This window comes from Streptomyces sp. NPDC090025 (assembly GCF_044748125.1).
In the GTDB taxonomy this organism is placed as follows: domain Bacteria; phylum Actinomycetota; class Actinomycetes; order Streptomycetales; family Streptomycetaceae; genus Streptomyces.
Map to the genome: position 1 here is coordinate 807,202 of NZ_JBIVFL010000001.1, position 17,243 is coordinate 824,444.

At 72.1% G+C, this 17,243-nt stretch carries 22 protein-coding genes and 1 pseudogene; 12 read left to right on the forward strand and 11 right to left on the reverse strand.

The window, feature by feature from the left end; translation table 11 throughout:
- Both ACIPXM_RS03865 and ACIPXM_RS03870 read left to right on the forward strand, forming a co-directional pair.
- Nucleotides 1-96 (forward strand): DUF397 domain-containing protein (locus ACIPXM_RS03865; RefSeq protein ID WP_401652487.1); only part of this gene is annotated, 96 nt, incomplete at its 5' end.
- 46 nt (nt 97-142) lie between these two features.
- Nucleotides 143-340 (forward strand): DUF397 domain-containing protein, encoded by a 198-nt coding sequence (locus tag ACIPXM_RS03870; RefSeq protein WP_401651599.1) that lies wholly within the window; start codon nt 143-145, stop codon nt 338-340.
- 51 nt (nt 341-391) lie between these two features.
- Here the strand turns inward: ACIPXM_RS03870 and ACIPXM_RS03875 are convergent.
- The 3 genes and pseudogenes from ACIPXM_RS03875 to ACIPXM_RS03885 form a co-directional block, all read right to left on the reverse strand.
- Nucleotides 392-781: pseudogene (locus ACIPXM_RS03875) on the reverse strand (RNHCP domain-containing protein); the annotation flags it as partial.
- A gap of 9 nt (nt 782-790) precedes the next feature.
- Entirely contained in the window at nt 791-1,117 is a 327-nt protein-coding gene (locus ACIPXM_RS03880) for an RNHCP domain-containing protein (protein WP_401651601.1), read from the reverse strand.
- 270 nt (nt 1,118-1,387) lie between these two features.
- Nucleotides 1,388-1,936 carry a YciI family protein gene (locus ACIPXM_RS03885; RefSeq protein WP_401651603.1) on the reverse strand — a complete coding sequence of 183 codons (549 nt, stop codon included), beginning with the start codon at nt 1,934-1,936 and terminating at the stop codon, nt 1,388-1,390.
- 156 nt (nt 1,937-2,092) lie between these two features.
- Here ACIPXM_RS03885 and ACIPXM_RS03890 point away from each other — a divergent pair, with 156 nt between their 5' ends.
- The 4 genes from ACIPXM_RS03890 to hutH all read left to right on the forward strand — a co-directional run bounded on the left by ACIPXM_RS03890 (nt 2,093) and on the right by hutH (nt 5,859).
- Complete coding sequence (locus tag ACIPXM_RS03890; protein WP_401651605.1) at nt 2,093-2,968, forward strand: NmrA/HSCARG family protein; 876 nt, start codon at nt 2,093-2,095, stop codon at nt 2,966-2,968.
- Between the two features lie 87 nt (nt 2,969-3,055).
- Entirely contained in the window at nt 3,056-3,586 is a 531-nt protein-coding gene (locus ACIPXM_RS03895; RefSeq protein ID WP_401651607.1) for a DUF6584 family protein, read from the forward strand.
- Nucleotides 3,587-3,692: 106 nt separating this feature from the next.
- Nucleotides 3,693-4,133, forward strand: a complete 441-nt coding sequence (locus ACIPXM_RS03900; protein ID WP_401651608.1) for a hypothetical protein — start codon at nt 3,693-3,695, stop codon at nt 4,131-4,133.
- A 178-nt stretch (nt 4,134-4,311) separates the two neighbouring features.
- Nucleotides 4,312-5,859 carry a histidine ammonia-lyase gene (hutH, locus tag ACIPXM_RS03905; protein ID WP_401651610.1) on the forward strand — a complete coding sequence of 516 codons (1,548 nt, stop codon included), beginning with the start codon at nt 4,312-4,314 and terminating at the stop codon, nt 5,857-5,859.
- Nucleotides 5,860-5,892: 33 nt separating this feature from the next.
- Here hutH and ACIPXM_RS03910 read toward each other — a convergent pair whose 3' ends face one another.
- Nucleotides 5,893-6,162, reverse strand: coding sequence for a hypothetical protein (locus ACIPXM_RS03910; RefSeq protein ID WP_401651612.1), 270 nt, complete (start codon nt 6,160-6,162; stop codon nt 5,893-5,895).
- A gap of 108 nt (nt 6,163-6,270) precedes the next feature.
- Between ACIPXM_RS03910 and ACIPXM_RS03915 the strand changes: the two genes are divergently transcribed.
- Both ACIPXM_RS03915 and ACIPXM_RS03920 read left to right on the forward strand, forming a co-directional pair.
- A complete protein-coding gene (locus tag ACIPXM_RS03915) occupies nt 6,271-6,624 on the forward strand; it encodes a hypothetical protein (RefSeq protein WP_401651614.1) in 354 nt (117 codons plus the stop codon).
- 242 nt (nt 6,625-6,866) lie between these two features.
- A complete protein-coding gene (locus ACIPXM_RS03920) occupies nt 6,867-8,135 on the forward strand; it encodes an Ig-like domain-containing protein (protein ID WP_401651616.1) in 1,269 nt (422 codons plus the stop codon).
- A gap of 83 nt (nt 8,136-8,218) precedes the next feature.
- Here ACIPXM_RS03920 and ACIPXM_RS03925 read toward each other — a convergent pair whose 3' ends face one another.
- Nucleotides 8,219-9,094 carry a helix-turn-helix transcriptional regulator gene (locus ACIPXM_RS03925; protein WP_401651618.1) on the reverse strand — a complete coding sequence of 292 codons (876 nt, stop codon included), beginning with the start codon at nt 9,092-9,094 and terminating at the stop codon, nt 8,219-8,221.
- Nucleotides 9,095-9,223: 129 nt separating this feature from the next.
- Here ACIPXM_RS03925 and ACIPXM_RS03930 point away from each other — a divergent pair, with 129 nt between their 5' ends.
- Nucleotides 9,224-10,318, forward strand: coding sequence for an NAD(P)-dependent alcohol dehydrogenase (locus tag ACIPXM_RS03930; RefSeq protein WP_401651620.1), 1,095 nt, complete (start codon nt 9,224-9,226; stop codon nt 10,316-10,318).
- Between the two features lie 168 nt (nt 10,319-10,486).
- Nucleotides 10,487-10,837: a DUF1330 domain-containing protein gene (locus ACIPXM_RS03935; RefSeq protein ID WP_401651622.1), complete on the forward strand. Its 351-nt coding sequence runs from the start codon at nt 10,487-10,489 to the stop codon at nt 10,835-10,837.
- Between the two features lie 35 nt (nt 10,838-10,872).
- On the opposite strand, the gene msrA is transcribed toward ACIPXM_RS03935, so the two are convergent.
- Both msrA and ACIPXM_RS03945 read right to left on the reverse strand, forming a co-directional pair.
- Nucleotides 10,873-11,532: a peptide-methionine (S)-S-oxide reductase MsrA gene (gene msrA, locus ACIPXM_RS03940; RefSeq protein WP_401651624.1), complete on the reverse strand. Its 660-nt coding sequence runs from the start codon at nt 11,530-11,532 to the stop codon at nt 10,873-10,875.
- Between the two features lie 85 nt (nt 11,533-11,617).
- Complete coding sequence (locus ACIPXM_RS03945) at nt 11,618-12,724, reverse strand: hypothetical protein (RefSeq protein ID WP_401651626.1); 1,107 nt, start codon at nt 12,722-12,724, stop codon at nt 11,618-11,620.
- Between the two features lie 80 nt (nt 12,725-12,804).
- On the opposite strand from ACIPXM_RS03945, the gene ACIPXM_RS03950 reads away from it, so the two are divergent.
- Nucleotides 12,805-13,959, forward strand: a complete 1,155-nt coding sequence (locus tag ACIPXM_RS03950) for a cystathionine gamma-synthase (protein ID WP_401651627.1) — start codon at nt 12,805-12,807, stop codon at nt 13,957-13,959.
- Nucleotides 13,960-14,090: 131 nt separating this feature from the next.
- Here the strand turns inward: ACIPXM_RS03950 and ACIPXM_RS03955 are convergent, their stop codons facing one another.
- From ACIPXM_RS03955 to ACIPXM_RS03970, 4 genes are read right to left on the reverse strand one after another with little or no spacing between them, the layout of a single operon-like run.
- Nucleotides 14,091-14,282: a DUF1059 domain-containing protein gene (locus ACIPXM_RS03955; protein WP_401651629.1), complete on the reverse strand. Its 192-nt coding sequence runs from the start codon at nt 14,280-14,282 to the stop codon at nt 14,091-14,093.
- A gap of 49 nt (nt 14,283-14,331) precedes the next feature.
- Nucleotides 14,332-14,631 (reverse strand): hypothetical protein, encoded by a 300-nt coding sequence (locus ACIPXM_RS03960; protein ID WP_401651631.1) that lies wholly within the window; start codon nt 14,629-14,631, stop codon nt 14,332-14,334.
- Entirely contained in the window at nt 14,628-15,077 is a 450-nt protein-coding gene (locus tag ACIPXM_RS03965) for a sigma factor-like helix-turn-helix DNA-binding protein (protein ID WP_401651633.1), read from the reverse strand. The genes ACIPXM_RS03960 and ACIPXM_RS03965 overlap by 4 nt, the downstream gene beginning before the upstream one ends.
- A gap of 57 nt (nt 15,078-15,134) precedes the next feature.
- Nucleotides 15,135-15,647 carry a MarR family winged helix-turn-helix transcriptional regulator gene (locus ACIPXM_RS03970; protein WP_401651635.1) on the reverse strand — a complete coding sequence of 171 codons (513 nt, stop codon included), beginning with the start codon at nt 15,645-15,647 and terminating at the stop codon, nt 15,135-15,137.
- A 299-nt stretch (nt 15,648-15,946) separates the two neighbouring features.
- On the opposite strand from ACIPXM_RS03970, the gene ilvA reads away from it, so the two are divergent.
- Entirely contained in the window at nt 15,947-17,116 is a 1,170-nt protein-coding gene (gene ilvA, locus ACIPXM_RS03975; protein ID WP_401652489.1) for a threonine ammonia-lyase, read from the forward strand.
- The last annotated feature ends 127 nt before the right edge of the window (nt 17,117-17,243 follow it).

Genomic DNA, 17,243 nt, shown 5'->3' on the forward strand with positions numbered 1-17,243 from the left:
CGCGACACCAAGGACCACGCCGCGGGCGAGCTGACCGCCACCCCCGCCGCCTGGGCCGCCTTCGTCGGCTACGCCCGGGGCACCCGTACCGTCTGACCTCCTGTCTCACCCCCCCAACTGCGTTCTATCGCGAAGGAACTTCATGGCTGAGACCTCTCCGAACTGGCACACCAGCAGCCACAGCGGCGCGGACAACGACGCCTGCGTCGAGGTCGCCGACAACGCCCCCCACCTCATCCGCGTCCGCGACACCAAGGACCACGCCGCGGGCGAGCTGACCGCCACCCCCGCCGCCTGGGCCGCCTTCGTCGGCTACGCCCGGGGCACCCGTACCGTCTGATCCCCACCCCGCCGCCCCCAGCGCGGACAACGCCCGCTCGGCGTGCTCGGTGCGTACCGGATCGGCGAGCGGGCGGAGGGCGAGCCGTACCAGGGCGAGCGGATTGTCGTCACCGGCGACCCGGTTGGCACTCAACTCGCCGCAGGCGGCGCACAGATGGATGAGCAGCCACTCGCCGTCCGCGCGGACGGACATGCCGAAGGCCGTCATCCGGCCGCCGCAGTCCGCCGCGCGGTCGCCGGGGATCCGGCGGTCGACGTGGCGGCTGGCCAGGCACTGCGGGCAGTGGTTGCGGTGCGCGGTGCCGGGGGCGTCGAGCGGGACGTCGAGTCGGCAGCCCACGCACCGGAAGGTGCGCGCCCGGTGCTCGCCCTGCGCGTGCAGTACATCCTTGCGCCGCTGCGGACGGCGACGGTGATGAACCTGATTGCTGCGTGACACGGCGGCGGCTCACCGACTCCCGAACGCTTCGAACGGGAACGGGGGTTGAGCCAGTGGCCGGACGGCCATGCGCATCAGGACGAACTGGTTGTCGTCCTCGCGGGCCGGGCTGGCGGTGAGCGCGTCGCAGTGCTCGCAGCGGTGGACGATCTGCCATGCGCCGGCCCGGAGCACGGCGACGGCGATCGGGGCCATCCGGCCCCCGCAGGCGTCGTGCCGGGAGCGCAGACAGGCCGCGCAGTGGCCGCGCGGTGCGCCGTCGGCGGCGTACGCGGACATGGTGGACCCGCACCAGGCGCAGGTGAAGGTGGAAGTGCTGGTGGTGTGCTGGGACACCCGGGTGCTCCTTGCTGGGAGTTGGTCATGACAGCAAGAGCAGGCCGAGCGGCCTCGTCAGAGGTCGAGGGGACCGGCGAACGCGTCCGGCGGGGGACGGTTACGCGGTACGGCGAGGCGCACTCGGCGCGGGCCGGGTCATCAACACACCCTTTCACGGGCACATGGCACAGGGGCGCATGGGCGCAGAACGGTCCAGAAGGACCCAGATCAACCCCGCCAGGCTAGCAAAGGGCCTGGCGGGGCCGTCAACGAGTTTTTCGCCGTGGGTCAGCGTCGGCCGCCGAACGTCCAGCCGTGGACCTCGACTTCGTCGTACCGGTCCGCCGTCAGGACCGCGCGAGCGGTGTCCGCGTCCGCCGCCTCGACCAGCGCGACCGTGCCGAGCCAGGCGGTGCCGTCGTCGGAGAGCAGCGGCCCGTACGCGATGAGTCCGGTCCGGTCGGCGGGCGGCTCCTGGTCGGCCGGCTCGCCCGCGCCGAGGCCGAGCACCAGGAAGCGGTCGCCGCCCGTACGGCCGCCGGGGTAGTCCCACATGGTGCGGCCGAGGAGGTTGCGCCAGCGGCGGACGAGGACGTCGCGGTAGGCGCCCGCCTGGTAGTTGGGCTCGTCGAAGGCGAAGGCCCGTACGGCGGCGGGGCCGGGCAGGTCGACGATGTGGATGCTGCCGAGGAGCGTCGAGCCGTCGGTGGTGAATATCGGGCCGCGGGCGATCAGTTCCTTCTCGAACCGGTCCATGTAGGACCAGTGGTCCTCGATGAGCGCGTCACGCAGCGGCAGCGAGCCGGGGCGGTCGCGGTGGATCACGACGAATTCCATGGGGTGAGCGTGCGGTGTCGGGGGGCCGTGTGTCGAGAGGCGTCGAGAGGCGTCGAAAGAGGGTGGCAAAAAATCTGCGCGACACAGAGAAGTGGGTTACTGTCTGCATGTCACAAAGATTGCGCCACGCAGATAAGTGCTGTTCTGGAGGATCCCATGCTCACCGTCGCCGTCACCGGCGCCACCGGCGCCCAGGGCGGAGCCACCGCCCGCGCCCTGCTCGCCGCCGGACACCACGTCCGCGCCCTCACCCGCGACCCCGGCTCACCTGCCGCCCGGGAGCTGGCCGCCCTCGGCGCGGAGCTCCGCCGGGCCGACTTCGACGACCGGGACTCGCTCGACGCCGCCCTCACCGGCGCCGACTCGCTCTTCGCCGTCACCACCCCGTTCGGCACCGACATCGCGACCGAGGTCCGGCAGGGCGCCGCCCTGATCGACGCCGCCGCCGAGGCCCGTATCGGCCACGTCGTCCTCACCTCGGCCGCCCACGCGGACCGCGCCACCGGCATCCCGCACTACGACAGCAAGGCCGCCGTCGAACGCCACCTGTACGGCTCCGGGCTCGACTGGACCGTGCTCGGCCCGGCCGCCTTCATGGACAACTACGCCGACGGCTGGACCCTGGAGAGCCTGCGCGACGGCACGTTCGCGTGGCCGATGCCCGGCGACGTACCGCTCGCCCTGATCCCCGCCACGGACATCGGCGCCTTCGCGGCCCTCGCCCTGACCCGCAGTGCCGACTTCACCGGCCGCCGCATCGACATCGCCTCCGACACCCTCACGGCCGAGGCCATGGCCACCATCCTCACCACGGCCACCGCGACCCCGATCACCCACCACCAGGTCCCGCTCGACCACGTCCGCCGCCATTCCGCCGACCTGGCCGCGATGTTCGCCTACTTCGACTCCCCGGGCCTCGACGTCGACACGACGGCCCTCCACCGCGCCCACCCCGAGATCCCCTGGACCCCCTTCGCGACCTGGGCCGCCAGCCAGCCCTGGCCGACCCTGCTGGCCCCCGCGACCGTCTGACTCCGATCACTCTGATCACTCCGACCGACTCCGCCCGCCGGGACAATTCGATCGACGAGCGCCGCCGCGATGATCGATCATGCGGCCATGCCCCTGACAGAGACCCTCGCCCGAGTCGACACGGACCTGGCCGCCGGCCGGGTTCCGGTCGCGCGTCAGCGTCTGCGCGGTCTCGTCTCGTCCTTCCCGTACGACCTGACGCTCCGCCGACGTCTGGCCGAGGTCTACCGGCGCTACGGCGACGCCGCCGAGGCCGGGCGGTGGATGTACCTCGAAGCGGACCGGGACGCCGAGGAGACCGCCGCCTTCGAGTCCCGCTACGGATCCCCCGCGTGGCGGATGAAGGCCCTCGCCTGGCGCGGCCCCGAGGCACTCGCCGCGACCCCCTTCGCGGAGCGCCAGCTGGCCGCCGTCCGCGCCGCCTGCGCCGAGGACCTGGGGCGCCCCGTCGACTGGGACGACCCCGCCTCGTACCGGGCGGGCCTGGAGCCCGAGTACGAGGAGGAGCCCTCCCGGGGATGGACGGTCGGCGGCGTCCTGGCGGGCGCCGGCTGCCTCGTGGGGACCCTCGCGTTCCTCACGGTCTGGGTGATCGGAGTCGTCGCACTCTTCGACTGACGCGCGTGACGGGCCGGACTCGGGTCGCCGAGGGGGCGGGCGGGGAGCGCCCCGGCCTCGCTTCCGGGCCCCGCATTTCCCCGCGCCTCCCTCGCCACACCCAGGTGTGACGGATCGGATACTGCTACGACGAGACCTTCGACGTGGGCTGAGGCCGATCATCCTGAGCGCATACAACATCCACGCCGGCTTCCGGGGGCCGCAGACGCCCGGGGTCACCCTCGCGGAGGCCCTGCGGGCCGACCTCGAAGCGGCCTTCGGTATCGAGTTCTTCCGTGACACCGATGGGCGATCCCCCTCCTTCACCTGGGGGGACGACGAGCACTGGCTGAACGTCTGGGTCGCCGTGCCGCCCGACCTGGACGAGCCGCACCACTCCCACCCGGCCCGGGTCACTGCCCATCAGCCGGACACGGACGCCTGGGCCCACCGGGTCTTCGACGCCCTGGACGCAACGGGCCGGTACTCGCTGTTCATGATCGAGGACGACGAGGACCTGGTCCGGACGAACGCGGAGCTCGCCCGCACCCAGTGGGAAGAGCGCTGATTCCCTGACCCGTAGCCAAGGATCCGTGCCTGTCCTCGGGTGCGGCGAGGAAGTGATCAGCGAATGTGCGGATCCGGTCCGCAGGGGCCGACCGCGCTCCGAGCCGCTCGCCTGCTCGTCAGCCCCGTCCGGCCGTCAGCTAGTGACATGGTGCTCTTCAGTCCGTAGGGTGCTGAATATGGATATGCAGACTGTCGTCCTTGGGACGTCCGGAACCAGCCCGAAGGACGTCGTCGACGTCGCCCGCCACGGCGCCCGCGTCGAGCTGTCATCCGAAGCCGTCCAGGCCCTCGCCGCCGCCCGGGCCACCGTGGACGCGCTCGCCGCCAAGCCCGAGCCCGTGTACGGCGTCTCCACCGGGTTCGGGGCGCTCGCCACCCGGCACATCGGGCACGAGCTGCGCGCCCAGCTCCAGCGGAACATCGTGCGGTCGCACGCCGCGGGCATGGGGCCGCGGGTCGAGCGCGAGGTCGTGCGGGCGCTGATGTTCCTGCGGCTGAAGACCGTCGCCTCCGGGCACACCGGGGTCCGCCCCGAGGTCGCCCAGACCATGGCCGACGTCCTCAACGCGGGCATCACCCCCGTCGTCCACGAGTACGGCTCGCTCGGCTGCTCCGGCGACCTCGCGCCGCTCTCCCACTGCGCGCTCGCGCTCATGGGCGAGGGCGACGCCGAAGGCCCCGACGGGGTCGTCAAGCCCGCCGGTGAGCTGCTCGCCGCCGCCGGCATCGCGCCCGTCGAGCTGCGCGAGAAGGAGGGCCTCGCCCTCCTCAACGGCACCGACGGCATGCTCGGCATGCTGATCATGGCCCTCGCCGACCTCGACACCCTCTACAAGTCGGCCGACATCACCGCCGCCCTCTCCCTGGAGGGCCTCCTCGGCACCGAGAAGGTCCTGGAGCCGGAGCTGCACGCCATCCGCCCGCACCCGGGCCAGGCCGCCTCCGCCGCCAACATGCTCGCCGTCCTCAAGGGCTCCGAGCTCACCGGCCACTACCAGAGCGGCGAGGCCCCCCGGGTCCAGGACGCCTACTCGGTGCGCTGCGCCCCGCAGGTCGCGGGCGCGGGCCGGGACACCATGGCGCACGCCCGGCTGGTCGCCGAGCGCGAGCTCGCCGCCGCCGTCGACAACCCGGTCGTCCTCGGCGACGGCACCGTCCGCTCCAACGGCAACTTCCACGGCGCCCCGGTCGCGTACGTCCTCGACTTCCTCGCCATCGCCGCCGCCGACCTCGGCTCCATCGCCGAGCGCCGCACCGACCGGCTCCTCGACAAGAACCGCTCGCACGGCCTGCCGCCGTTCCTCGCCGACGACGCCGGTGTCGACTCCGGTCTGATGATCGCCCAGTACACGCAGGCCGCCCTGGTCAGCGAGCTGAAGCGGCTCGCCGTACCGGCCTCCGCCGACTCGATCCCGTCCTCCGCGATGCAGGAGGACCACGTCTCCATGGGCTGGTCCGCCGCCCGCAAGCTGCGCACCGCGATCGACAACCTCAACCGGGTGATCGCCGTCGAGATGTACGCCGCCACTCGCGCGATCGAACTCCGCCACGGCCTCAGCCCGGCGCCCGCCTCCGCCGCCGCCATCGCCGCGCTGCGCGCCGCCGGGGTCGAAGGACCTGGGCCGGATCGTTTCCTCGCCCCCGACCTGGCCGCCGCCGACGCCTTCGTACGGGCGGGCAAGCTGGTCGCCGCGGTGGAGCCGGTCACCGGCCCCCTCGCGTAAACCCCGTAAGGCCGGACGCGGCGGCCGGGTCTCTCAGGAGGCCCGGCCGCCACGGCGCATCGCGAGCGTCACGAACCCCGCGCCCACGCCCAGGAACAGCGTGCCGCCGAGGAGGTACGGGGTGGTGTCGGGGCCGCCGGTCTCGGCGAGCCGGTCCTCACCCGCGCCCTCGACCACGACCGAGCCGTCCCGGTCGGATCTGCCCTGGTCACCGGTCGCGTTGGCGGACGGCACGAACCACAGCGCACAGAGCAGAGTTCCCGCCGCGGTGGCGGTGAGCAGCGGACGTCGGGCGACGGACACGTTCTTTCGATCCCCCTTGCGGAACCGCGAATTGGTCGGTGCGCCGATGCTAATGAACACAGCGGGTCGCGGGAAAGCCGAGCCCCTCGGGCGCTCTACGCTCCGCCCATGAGCACATCCGAGACATCACGCTATGTACGGCTTCGGGTCGATCTGGTCCTGGAGGTCGACGGGCCCGCCGAGCTGACCGACGCCGCCGTCGCCAGGATCGACGCCGACACCTTCCTGCCGGAGGAGGAGCGGGTGCACGCCCGCGCCGCCGTCGTCGACGACGGGGCGGAGGCGCTGGCCTATCTCGTCGAGCCCTTCGACATCGTCTCCACCGTCCCCGGCATCGAGATGGTGCAGGCGTCCTGGAGCACCGAGGAGGTCGAGTACGACCCCGATGCGATGGAGTGGGACATCGACGACGAAGATGGGGTCTGGGAGGACGACGACGAGGACCGCACGCCCGGTACCTGACCACCCGGCCGGAAGGCCGTGCGAGCAGGGCGGGAAGGCCCCGGGACGTCGATGTCCCGGGGCCTTCCCCGTGCGCGGGGGAGCACTCGGCCGACGGCCGGAGGAGTACCCGGGAATCGATCGGGAACCGGATGGCTTGATGAAGCGTGTGGATCAGTGGTGTTCCCCACAAACCCCCCGGATAAGGGTCCGGACGGGTTCTGATGGGTGTTTGAGTGGGAAGTGGCAGGTAGTCGGCGACGATGGAGAAGCGTGTGATGACGGACGGCAAGCGTCGTAAGAGCCTGGCGGCGGCCGCCGCGGTGCTCGGCGGCGTGCTGGTGCTCTCGGCGTGCAGCGACAGCGACAAGGGCGGCAGTGCCGACGCCTCGCAGAGCGCCCAGTCCCAGGCCCAGGTCGACGAGGCGGCCGCGCAGAAGACGTCGAAGGCGCAGATCTCCATCACGCCGAAGAACGGCGCGCAGAACGCGTCGATCAACGACGACGCGAAGGTGACCGTCACCGAGGGCAAGCTCACCCAGGTGAGCATGACCTCCGCCGAGGGCGAGACGGTCAAGGGCGACATAGCGGCGGACGGCCTCAGCTGGAAGCCCACCGGGCAGCTCAAGCGCGGCACGGTCTACAAGATCGCGGCGACCGCGACGGACGCCGGCGGCCTGGAGGCCCACGAGAACGCCTCGTTCACGACCGTCTCCAAGGCCAACAGCTTCATCGGCAACTTCACGCCGGAGGACGGCTCGACCGTCGGCGTCGGCATGCCGGTCTCGGTGAACTTCAACAAGGCGATCACCGACAAGAAGGCCGTGCAGGGTGGCATCAAGGTCACCTCCAGCACCGGCCAGGAGGTCGTCGGGCACTGGTTCAACTCCACGCGGCTCGACTTCCGTCCGCAGGAGTACTGGACCGAGGGCTCCACGGTCACCCTGAAGCTCGACCTCGACGGCGTCGAGGGCGCCAACGGGGTCTTCGGCGTCCAGCAGAAGACCGTCACCTTCAAGATCGGCCGCAACCAGGTCTCCACCGTCGACGTGAAGACCAAGACGATGACGGTCAAGCAGGACGGCAAGACCATCAAGACCATCCCGATCTCCGCGGGTTCCCCGGACAACACCACCTACAACGGTCAGATGGTGATCTCCGAGAAGTTCAAGGAGACCCGGATGAACGGCGCGACCGTCGGCTTCACCGACTCCGACGGCAAGGGCGAGTACGACATCAAGGACGTGCCGCACGCCATGCGTCTGTCGACGTCCGGCACCTTCATCCACGGCAACTACTGGGGCTCCCGCTCCATCTTCGGCTCCGTCAACACCAGCCACGGCTGCGTGGGCCTCGCCGACGTGAAGGGCGCGGGCGACCCGAACCAGCAGGCGGCCTGGCTCTTCAACAACTCGATCGTCGGCGACGTCGTGATCGTGAAGAACTCCGCGGACAAGACCATCGCCCCGGACAACGGCCTCAACGGCTGGAACATGAGCTGGTCGGCGTGGAAGGCCGGCTCCGCCGTCTGACCCCCATACGTTCGTACGGCAGCGGCCCCCGCACCCTCACGGTGCGGGGGCCGCGCCCGTACCCAGGGCAGAGGCGGGGAGTACTACTCCGGTACGTCCGCGGGCTTCGCGGGCTCGTCCACACCCCACTGCGCGAGCAGCCGCAGCGCGTCCGCCGACGCCGAGCCCGGCTCCGCGTGGTACGTCACCAGCATCAGGTCCGGATCGTCGCCCGACACCTTCAGCGACTCGTACGCCAGCGTCATCTCGCCCACCAGCGGGTGCCGCACCCGCTTGCTCCCGTGGCCCTTGTCGGTGACCGTGTGCGCCGCCCACAGCGAGCGGAACTCCTCGCTGCGCACCGACAGCTCGCCCACCAGCGACAACAGCTCCTGGTCGTCCGGGTTCATCCCGGCGTACAGCCGGAGCACGCTCACCACCTCGACCGCCTTGCACTCCCACTCCGGGTACAGATCACGGGAGTTGGGGTCCAGGAAGATCATCCGGGCCATGTTGCGCTCGTGCGGCTCCCAGGAGTCGAAGTCGCCGAACAGCGCCCGGGACATCCGGTTCCAGGCCAGGATGTCGCCGCGACGGCCGAGCACGAAGGCGGGCACGGTCTCCATGGCCTCCAGCAGGTGCGCGAGGCCGGGGCGGACCTTCTGCGGGCGGGCCGCGGCGGCCCGCTGCCGCTTCTTCACCGTCGGCTTCGCCAGATGCGTGAGGTGCGCCCGCTCGGTGTCGCTGAGCCGCAGCGCCCGCGCGATCGAGTCCAGGACCTCCATGGACACGTTCTTGCCGTTGCCCTGCTCAAGGCGCGTGTAGTAGGCCACGGACACCCCGGCCAGCTGCGCCAGCTCCTCGCGGCGCAGCCCGGGCACCCGCCGGTGCCGCCCGAACTCGGGCAGTCCGACGTCCTGCGGCTTCAGCCGCGCCCTGCGGGTGCGGAGGAATTCGCTGAGTTCCGAGCTGAGGTCCATATCTCCCCAGTATTCCCGTCCGCGGCCGGGAACGGCCGCCCGTGCCTGTCCCTGCCAGTGGTAGGCACGGCGGTCGTAGGCAGAACAGTGGTCTGGGTAAGTCCGGAGAGCGGCGGCAGGCTGGTCGCCATGACCACGAACGTCTCCGCCACCGCCACCGCGAGCGCCACGGGCTCGGCCGCCGTGACCACCGTCTCCGCCATCGCCGCCCCCGCCCCCGACGCCCCGCTCGTGCGCACCACCGTGCCGCGCCGCCCCGTCGGTGAGCACGACGTGCTGATCGAGATCAAGTACGCGGGCATCTGCCACTCCGACATCCACCAGGCCCACAACGGCTGGGGCGAAGGCATCTTCCCCATGGTCCCGGGCCACGAGATCGCGGGCGTCGTCGCCGAGGTCGGTCCCGGCGTGACCCGGCACAAGGTCGGCGACCGGGTCGGCGTCGGCTGCTTCGTCGACTCCTGCCGGGAGTGCGAGTACTGCCTGCGCGGCCTCGACCAGTACTGCGTGACCGGCGGCACCGCCACGTACAACTCCCGTGACAAGGACGGGGAGCCGACCTACGGCGGCTACTCCACCCACATCGTCGTCGACGAGAACTACACCCTGCGGATCCCCGAGGGCATCCCGCTCGACGCCGCCGCCCCGCTGCTGTGCGCGGGCATCACCCTCTACTCGCCGCTCGCCCACTGGCAGGCGGGCCCCGGCAAGAAGGTCGCGGTCGTCGGCCTGGGCGGCCTCGGCCACATGGGCGTCAAGATCGCCCACGCGCTCGGCGCCGAGGTGACCGTGCTCAGCCAGTCCCTGAAGAAGCGGGAGGACGCCCTGAAGCTGGGCGCCGACCACTACTTCGCGACCAGCGACCCGGCCACCTTCACCGAGCTGGCCGGCCACTTCGACCTGGTGATCTCCACCGTGTCCGCGCCGCTGGACTTCGACGCGTACCTGAGCCTGGTCAAGACGGACGGCGCCCTGGTGAACGTGGGCGCGCCGGAGGAGCCGGTCAAGGTCAGCCTGTTCTCGCTGATCGGCGGGCGCAAGACGCTGGCCGGTTCGATGATCGGCAGCATCGCCGAGACCCAGGAGATGCTGGACTTCTGCGCCGAGCACGGCCTGGGCGCGGAGATCGAGCTGATCTCGGCGGACCAGGTGAACGAGGCGTACGCCCGGATCGAGGCGTCCGACGTGCGGTACCGCTTCGTGATCGACGCCGCCACGATCTGAGCGTCGGCCTGAGGCGTACGGGCCCGAGGCGGGCGTACGGCCTGAGGCGGGCGTACGGCCTGAGGCGGGCGTACGGCCTGCGGCGCGAGGCGGGGCTGAGCTCGCGATGCCGGGTGCATGACCTCCGGGGTAATCGACCCGGCGGCCGTGCCCCGGCACGCTGGTCCCATGACCGCATACGCCATCGGAAACCTGCAGCCCGCGCCCGTCCTCGACGAGGAGGTCTTCGTCTACATGGAGCGGATCCAGGACACCCTGGACCCCTTCGGCGGCCACTTCCTCGTCCACGGCGCCCCCGCCCGCGCCGTCCCCGAGGGCGACTGGCCCGGCGCCCTCGTGATCATCGGCTTCCCGACGTACGAGGACGCCCGCGGCTGGTACGACTCCGCCGCCTACCAGGAGCTGATCCCCCTCAGGACCCGCCACATGACCGGCGACATCCTGCTGATCGACGGCGTCCCGGACGGCTACGCGGCCGCCGCCACCGGCGCCGCCCTGCGGGCGGCACGGGCGGCGTGACGGCCGCGTGACGGCGGAGCGCGCCCCGGCGAGGCTTACTCGGCCTTCGCGATCCCGATCGGGCACGAGACACCGGTGCCGCCGATGCCGCAGTATCCGCCCGGGTTCTTCTCCAGGTACTGCTGGTGGTAGCCCTCGGCCGGGTAGAACGTGCGCGGGGCGGCCGGGAGGATCTCGGTGGTGATGGTGCCGAGGCCCGAGCGGGTCAGCACCTGCTGGTAGGTGGTGCGGGACGCCTCGGCGGTGGCGGCCTGCTCGGGGGTGTGGGTGTAGACCGCGGAGCGGTACTGGGTGCCCACGTCGTTGCCCTGGCGGAAGCCCTGGGTCGGGTCGTGCGACTCCCAGAACAGCTTGAGCAGCCGCTCGTACGACACCTTCGCCGGGTCGAAGACGACCCGGACCACCTCGGTGTGACCGGTGAGGCCCGAGCAGACCTCCTCGTACTCCGGGAACGGCGTGATGCCGCCCTGGTAGCCGACGAGGGTCGTGTACACGCCCTCGGTCTGCCAGAACTTGCGCTCGGCGCCCCAGAAGCAGCCCAGGGCGAAGTCCGCGGTCTGAAGGCCCTTCGGGTAGGGGCCGAGGAGCGGGGTGCCGAGGACCGTGTGGCGCTCGGGGACCGCGAAGGACCGCTCGGACCGCCCGCGCAGGGCCTGCTCGGGGGTGGGGAGGACGGGGGTACGGGACAGGAACATGCTGCATCTCTCCTCGACGGTCGGCCCTCAGCACAACGCGAAGGGGGCGGCCGGGATTCCCCGCCGCCCCCCGGACTCGTCCGCGCTAGCGCGACAGCGTCGCCGGGCTCCCGCCGTTCGCCTCGTACCCGGCCACCACCAGGTTGCGGTGCACCACGTACGTCGCCGCCGGGTCCTCGCTCAGCGTCCACGGCAGCGCGCCGACGTACCCGTCCACCCGCACCAGCGCCTCCATCGCCTCCGACCAGCGCTCGGCGCCCATCAGGAACTGCACCAGCAGGTGCCGCACCTGCGACAGCATCGGGTCGTCGGGGCGGGCCGAGTGCACCGCGTACAGGGCGCCCTCGACCGCCTTGGTCACCACCGCGGTGCGGTGGAAGTCCACGCCCACCACGATCTCCGGGCGGTTCTCGAACACCGCGAACAGCGGCAGCGCGGCCAGCAGCGAACCGCGCGGGGCGCGCGCCGCGGCCGTCGTCGCGAAGTGGTCCGCCTCCTCGCGCGAGCCGTGCCACTTCTCGCACCAGTAGTGCAGCGCCGCCAGATGCGCCCCCATGTGCTGCGGCGCGCGGTCGATGACGTTCGCCCACAGCAGGTCGAACTCCTCGTGCGGATAGCCGAGTCCGCGCGCGACGGCGAGCAGCGATACGTACGGCACCGGGTCGCCCGGCGACAGCAGCGCGGCCTGCTCGCACGCGGACTTCGCCTCGTCCAGGATCACCTCGAAGTCGCGCGAGCCGACCGTCGCGGTGCGCCACGCCTGCTGCACCAGGAACTCCGCGTACACCTGTGCGCCGCCCGCGTCCTTCGGCGCCTCGGCCCGCCAGGACCGCAGCCACGCGCCGCCGACGCCCGGGCGCTCCACCAGTTCGAGCGAGGCGGCGCCCGCGAACGCCTGCACCCGCTGCCAGCGCACCTCGCCGTCCTTCTCGGTGCCCTTCAGGAGCTGCGAGGCGGCCCGCCAGTCCTGCGTCGCCTGGACCACGTCGAGCACGTCGAGGAGATCACGGTCGGGTCCGGGCAGCCGGATGTCCTGCTCCTCCTGCCGCAGGAAGCCGTACGCCTCCGGGTCGGCCGCGTCGGGCGAACCGGGCGCGACCTGGCGGATGCCGCCGCGGCGCCGGCGCAGCACATAGGGGCCCAGGACACCGAACAGCATCGCGAGCGCGATCAGGAACCACAGAATCTCCATGCGTCCATTGTCCAGGACGCTCCGGCACACCTGCTGAGACGCCGGGCGGACGCCCCCGCCCGGCACTACGCTCCTGCCTCATGAGCGACCAGCACTCCCACCAGAGCTTCGAGACCCGCGCGATCCACGCGGGCAACACCGCCGACCCGCTGACCGGCGCGGTCGTCCCGCCCATCTACCAGGTGTCCACCTACAAGCAGGACGGTGTGGGCGGGCTGCGCGGCGGCTACGAGTACAGCCGCAGCGCCAACCCCACCAGGACCGCCCTGGAGGAGAACCTCGCGGCCCTTGAAGGCGGCCGTCGCGGTCTCGCCTTCGCGTCCGGGCTCGCCGCCGAGGACTGCCTGCTGCGCACCCTGCTGGTGCCCGGCGACCACGTGGTCATCCCCAACGACGCCTACGGCGGCACCTTCCGGCTGTTCGCCAAGGTGGTGCAGCGCTGGGGCGTCGACTTCTCCGTCGCCGACACCTCCGACGTCGAGGCCGTGCGCGGCGCGATCAACGACCGCACCAAGCTGATCTGGGTGGAGACCCCCTCCAACCCGCTGCTCGGCATCACCGACATCGAGGCCGTCGCGGGCGTCGCCCGCCAGGCCGGGGTGAAGCTGGTCGTCGACAACACCTTCGCCTCGCCGTACCTCCAGCAGCCGCTGGCGCTCGGCGCGGACGTCGTCGTGCACTCGCTCACCAAGTACATGGGCGGCCACTCGGACGTCGTCGGCGGCGCGCTGGTGACGGCCGACGCGGAGCTCGGCGAGGAACTGGCGTACCACCAGAACGCGATGGGCGCGGTCGCCGGGCCCTTCGACTCGTGGATCGTGCTGCGCGGCATCAAGACGCTCGCGGTGCGGATGGACCGGCACAGCGAGAACGCCGGGAAGATCGTCGAGATGCTGACCCAGCACCCGAAGGTCACCCAGGTCCTCTACCCGGGCCTGCCGGAGCACCCGGGCCACGAGATCGCGGCCAAGCAGATGCGGTCCTTCGGCGGCATGGTGTCGTTCCGCGTCGAGGGCGGCGAGGAGGCGGCGGTCGAGGTCTGCAACCGCGCCAAGCTGTTCACCCTGGGCGAGTCCCTCGGTGGCGTCGAGTCGCTGATCGAGCACCCGGGCCGGATGACCCACGCCAGCGTCGCGGGCTCGGCCCTGGAGGTCCCGGCCGACCTGGTCCGGCTGTCCGTCGGCATCGAGAACGTCGACGACCTGCTCGCGGACCTGCGCGAGGCCCTGGGCTGACGGTCCTTTTCAGGAGCGGTACGGGGAGGGGCCGGGCGCCAAGTACAGTGCGCCCGGCCCCTCCCCGTACCGCCGTGCACCGCGTGCACCCCGTACCGCGTACCGCCGCGCACCGGCATGGGCGCGGGTGCTCAGGTGCCCGGCAGCGGGTCCTTCAGCGCCTTGCGGATCTCGGCGCGGAGCTCGGGGCTGTCCTCGTGCTCGTGGACCGACACCGCGTGCTCGGCGGACGCGCGGACGACTTCCTCCTCCTCGCCCGAGATGTAGAGGGAGCAGCCGGAGACACTGGGCGTGTCCCGGCAGTCGGATGCTTTCCTGGCCATGGCGTACGACCTCCTGACACAGGCGTCTCCCTCCAGGCTAGGCCGGTCCTCACCAGCCTTCGAGCGGGGGAGTGGTCACCGCCGGGGGCGCCTCCCAGGGCCGGGCCACCGACGCCCACACCAGGAAGACGACGGCCGCCACGGTCAGCAGGGTCCAGCCGAGGCGGCGCAGCGCCCGGTCCCGGCGCAGCAGCCGGGTGCCGCGGGCGACCGCGCGGGCGGTCAGGTCGCCGGGGACGGTCGGATGGCCGGCGGTCTCCATGAGCCGCCGGACCTCGTCCTCCTTGCGCTCATGGCGGTTGCGGCCGTCCCGGCCGGGGAGGCCGGAGTGGTCGGAGTGGCCGGTCATGAGGCCGCCGCCCGCAGCAGGCTCACGGACCGGGCGCACACCGCCCGCACCCGGTCCTCCGGGATCCCGAGCAGCGCGGCCGTCTGCTCCTCGGCCACCCCCTCGTACAGCCGCAGCACCACGACGAGCCGTTCCTGCGGGGTGAGCGAGGACAGCACCCCGCCGCGGCCCCGGTGGTGGCGCCAGGCGGTGCGGGCGAAGCGGGTGGCGAGATCGGAGCGGGTGGCCTCGTACGGGTCGTCGCCGCGCAGCCGGTCCCAGTGCGCGAAGGTGTGCGCGAGGGCGGCGGTCAGCAGCTCCTGGGCGAGCGGGTTGCGATGGGCCGGCTCGGTGGTGAGCAGCGTGGCGACGTGCAGCAGCCGGCCCGAGGCACCGGCCACGAACGCGGTGAACTCCCGGGCCCGTGGGAGGTGTTCGACGGCTCTGCCGTCTTCCCCGGTGCGCACGGAATCAGTTGAGATCAGCGCGCTGCGCAGGTCAAGCCCCCTGCCCGGGGCGGAAGGTCACGACTTGGCGGTGGTGTCCTCGGCGACCGGCGGAAGGCCCGACTGGCGTGCCGAGAGTGCCGAGTTGAAACGGGTGAGCAGGGAGCAGAAGGACTCGCGCTCGTCGGGCGTCCAGCCGTCGGTGACGTCGGCCATCAACTGCCGCCGGGAGGCCCGTACCTCTTCCAGCCGGGTCAGCCCGCGCGGCGACAGCTGGAGCACCACGGCGCGCCCGTCCTCGGGGTGCGAGGTGCGCTTGACCAGGCCGGTGTCGACGAGCGGGGCGACCTGCCGGGTGACCGTGGAGGAGTCGATGCCCATGCCCGCGGCGAGCGCCTTCACGCCCATCGGCCCTTCCTGATCGAGCCGGTTGAGCAGCAGATAGGCGGCGCGGTCCATGGAGTTGCGGAGCTGTCCGGTGCCGCCGAGCCGGGTCTGCTCGGCCCGTCGGGCGAAGACGGCCACCTGGTGCTGGAGGGCGTCGAGGAGACCGGGGTCAAGCTCAGTCGTCATGTCCTGAGATGTGGGCATGGCTGTGGTGGCTCTCTCGTGCGGTGGTCGGTTGGTGGGGGACAGAGTACGCGGCCGGGCCCGGGTCCGTACCGGCGCTGCACGATCCGATACGAACGGCCCCGGCGGCCCGCCCCGGGCGCCTGCCACGGGCGGCCGGGTCCCCGTTGAGCTGGGACACTTCGGTCATGAGCTTCGGTATGTCAGACCCCTTTCACGCGCCGGGCGGCTCCCGGTACCAGGCCGCGGCCCCGGTCCCGCGGTCGACGTACCGGCCGAGCGTGCCGCTGATCCTCGACGACGTGCGCGGGGCGCAGAAGATGCTCGCCGGGGTGGCGCGGACGACGGCCCTTGAAGGCAGCCGTCATCTGTCCGGTCTCATCGGCTCGCCGGTGCACCTGAAGTGCGAGAACCTTCAGCGCACCGGCTCGTTCAAACTGCGCGGCGCGTACGTGCGGATCGCCGGGCTGCGGCCCGAGCAGCGGGCGGCCGGGGTGGTCGCCGCGTCGGCCGGGAACCACGCGCAGGGCGTGGCGCTCGCCTCCGCGCTGCTCGGCGTGCACGCCACGGTGTTCATGCCGGTGGGCGCGCCGCTGCCGAAGGTGGCGGCGACCCGCGAGTACGGGGCGGACGTGCGGCTGCACGGACACGTGGTCGACGAGACCCTCGCCGCGGCCGAGGAGTACGCGCGGGAGACCGGCGCGGTGTTCATCCACCCCTTCGACCACCCGGACATCATCGCCGGGCAGGGCACGGTGGGCCTGGAGATCCTGGAGCAGTGCCCCGAGGTCCGGACGATCGTGGTGGGCGTCGGCGGCGGCGGACTCGCGGCCGGGATCGGGCTCGCGGTGAAGGCGGTACGGCCCGACGTGCGGGTCGTCGGGGTACAGGCGGAGGGCGCGGCGGCGTTCCCGCCGTCGCTGGCGGCGGGCCACCCGGTGGCGGTCGAGCGGCCGGTCACGATGGCCGACGGGATCAAGGTCGGGCGGCCCGGCGATGTGACGTTCCCGCTGGTGCGGGAGTACGTGGACGAGGTGCGGACGGTCTCCGAGGACGCCCTGTCCTCGGCGCTGCTGCTGTGCCTGGAGCGGGCCAAGCTGGTGGTGGAACCGGCCGGGGCGAGCCCGGTGGCGGCGCTGCTCGCCCGACCCGAGGCGTTCGAGGGGCGCGGCCCGGTGGTGGCGGTGCTGTCCGGCGGCAATGTGGACCCGCTGCTGCTCCAGCGGATCCTGCGGCACGGCATGGCGGCGGCGGGCCGCTATCTGGGCCTGCGGGTGCGGGTGACGGACCGGCCGGGCGCGCTGGCGACGCTGCTGGCGGTCCTGACGGTGGTGGACGCGAACGTGCTGGACGTCAGCCATGTCAGGACGGATCCGCGGCTCGGGCTCACGGACGTGGAGGTCGAGCTGCACCTGGAGACGAAGGGGCCCGAGCACTGCGCGGAGGTCGTGGCGGCGCTGCGGGACGCGGGGTACGAGATCCTGGGCTGAGGGGTCCGGGAGTCCGGGGCGGGTAAATCGGTTGTGGGTCGCGATGTATCGCGTTAGCGTGTGGGGCGGGTCACAGTGCTGCCGGGCGCGTCCGGCGGTGCATACCTAAAATTGGGCGGAAACGCCC

Bases quoted from the DNA above. Each gene is read 5' to 3' on its own strand.
- ACIPXM_RS03870 (WP_401651599.1), top strand. From the start codon at position 143: ATGGCTGAGACCTCTCCGAACTGGCACACCAGCAGCCACAGCGGCGCG.
- ACIPXM_RS03885 (WP_401651603.1), bottom strand. From the start codon at position 1,936: ATGGAATTCGTCGTGATCCACCGCGACCGCCCCGGCTCGCTGCCGCTG.
- ACIPXM_RS03890 (WP_401651605.1), top strand. From the start codon at position 2,093: ATGCTCACCGTCGCCGTCACCGGCGCCACCGGCGCCCAGGGCGGAGCC.
- ACIPXM_RS03895 (WP_401651607.1), top strand. From the start codon at position 3,056: ATGCCCCTGACAGAGACCCTCGCCCGAGTCGACACGGACCTGGCCGCC.
- hutH (WP_401651610.1), top strand. From the start codon at position 4,312: ATGGATATGCAGACTGTCGTCCTTGGGACGTCCGGAACCAGCCCGAAG.
- ACIPXM_RS03915 (WP_401651614.1), top strand. From the start codon at position 6,271: ATGAGCACATCCGAGACATCACGCTATGTACGGCTTCGGGTCGATCTG.
- ACIPXM_RS03920 (WP_401651616.1), top strand. From the start codon at position 6,867: ATGGAGAAGCGTGTGATGACGGACGGCAAGCGTCGTAAGAGCCTGGCG.
- ACIPXM_RS03925 (WP_401651618.1), bottom strand. From the start codon at position 9,094: ATGGACCTCAGCTCGGAACTCAGCGAATTCCTCCGCACCCGCAGGGCG.
- ACIPXM_RS03930 (WP_401651620.1), top strand. From the start codon at position 9,224: ATGACCACGAACGTCTCCGCCACCGCCACCGCGAGCGCCACGGGCTCG.
- ACIPXM_RS03935 (WP_401651622.1), top strand. From the start codon at position 10,487: ATGACCGCATACGCCATCGGAAACCTGCAGCCCGCGCCCGTCCTCGAC.
- msrA (WP_401651624.1), bottom strand. From the start codon at position 11,532: ATGTTCCTGTCCCGTACCCCCGTCCTCCCCACCCCCGAGCAGGCCCTG.
- ACIPXM_RS03945 (WP_401651626.1), bottom strand. From the start codon at position 12,724: ATGGAGATTCTGTGGTTCCTGATCGCGCTCGCGATGCTGTTCGGTGTC.
- ACIPXM_RS03950 (WP_401651627.1), top strand. From the start codon at position 12,805: ATGAGCGACCAGCACTCCCACCAGAGCTTCGAGACCCGCGCGATCCAC.
- ACIPXM_RS03955 (WP_401651629.1), bottom strand. From the start codon at position 14,282: ATGGCCAGGAAAGCATCCGACTGCCGGGACACGCCCAGTGTCTCCGGC.
- ACIPXM_RS03960 (WP_401651631.1), bottom strand. From the start codon at position 14,631: ATGACCGGCCACTCCGACCACTCCGGCCTCCCCGGCCGGGACGGCCGC.
- ACIPXM_RS03970 (WP_401651635.1), bottom strand. From the start codon at position 15,647: ATGCCCACATCTCAGGACATGACGACTGAGCTTGACCCCGGTCTCCTC.
- ilvA (WP_401652489.1), top strand. From the start codon at position 15,947: ATGCTCGCCGGGGTGGCGCGGACGACGGCCCTTGAAGGCAGCCGTCAT.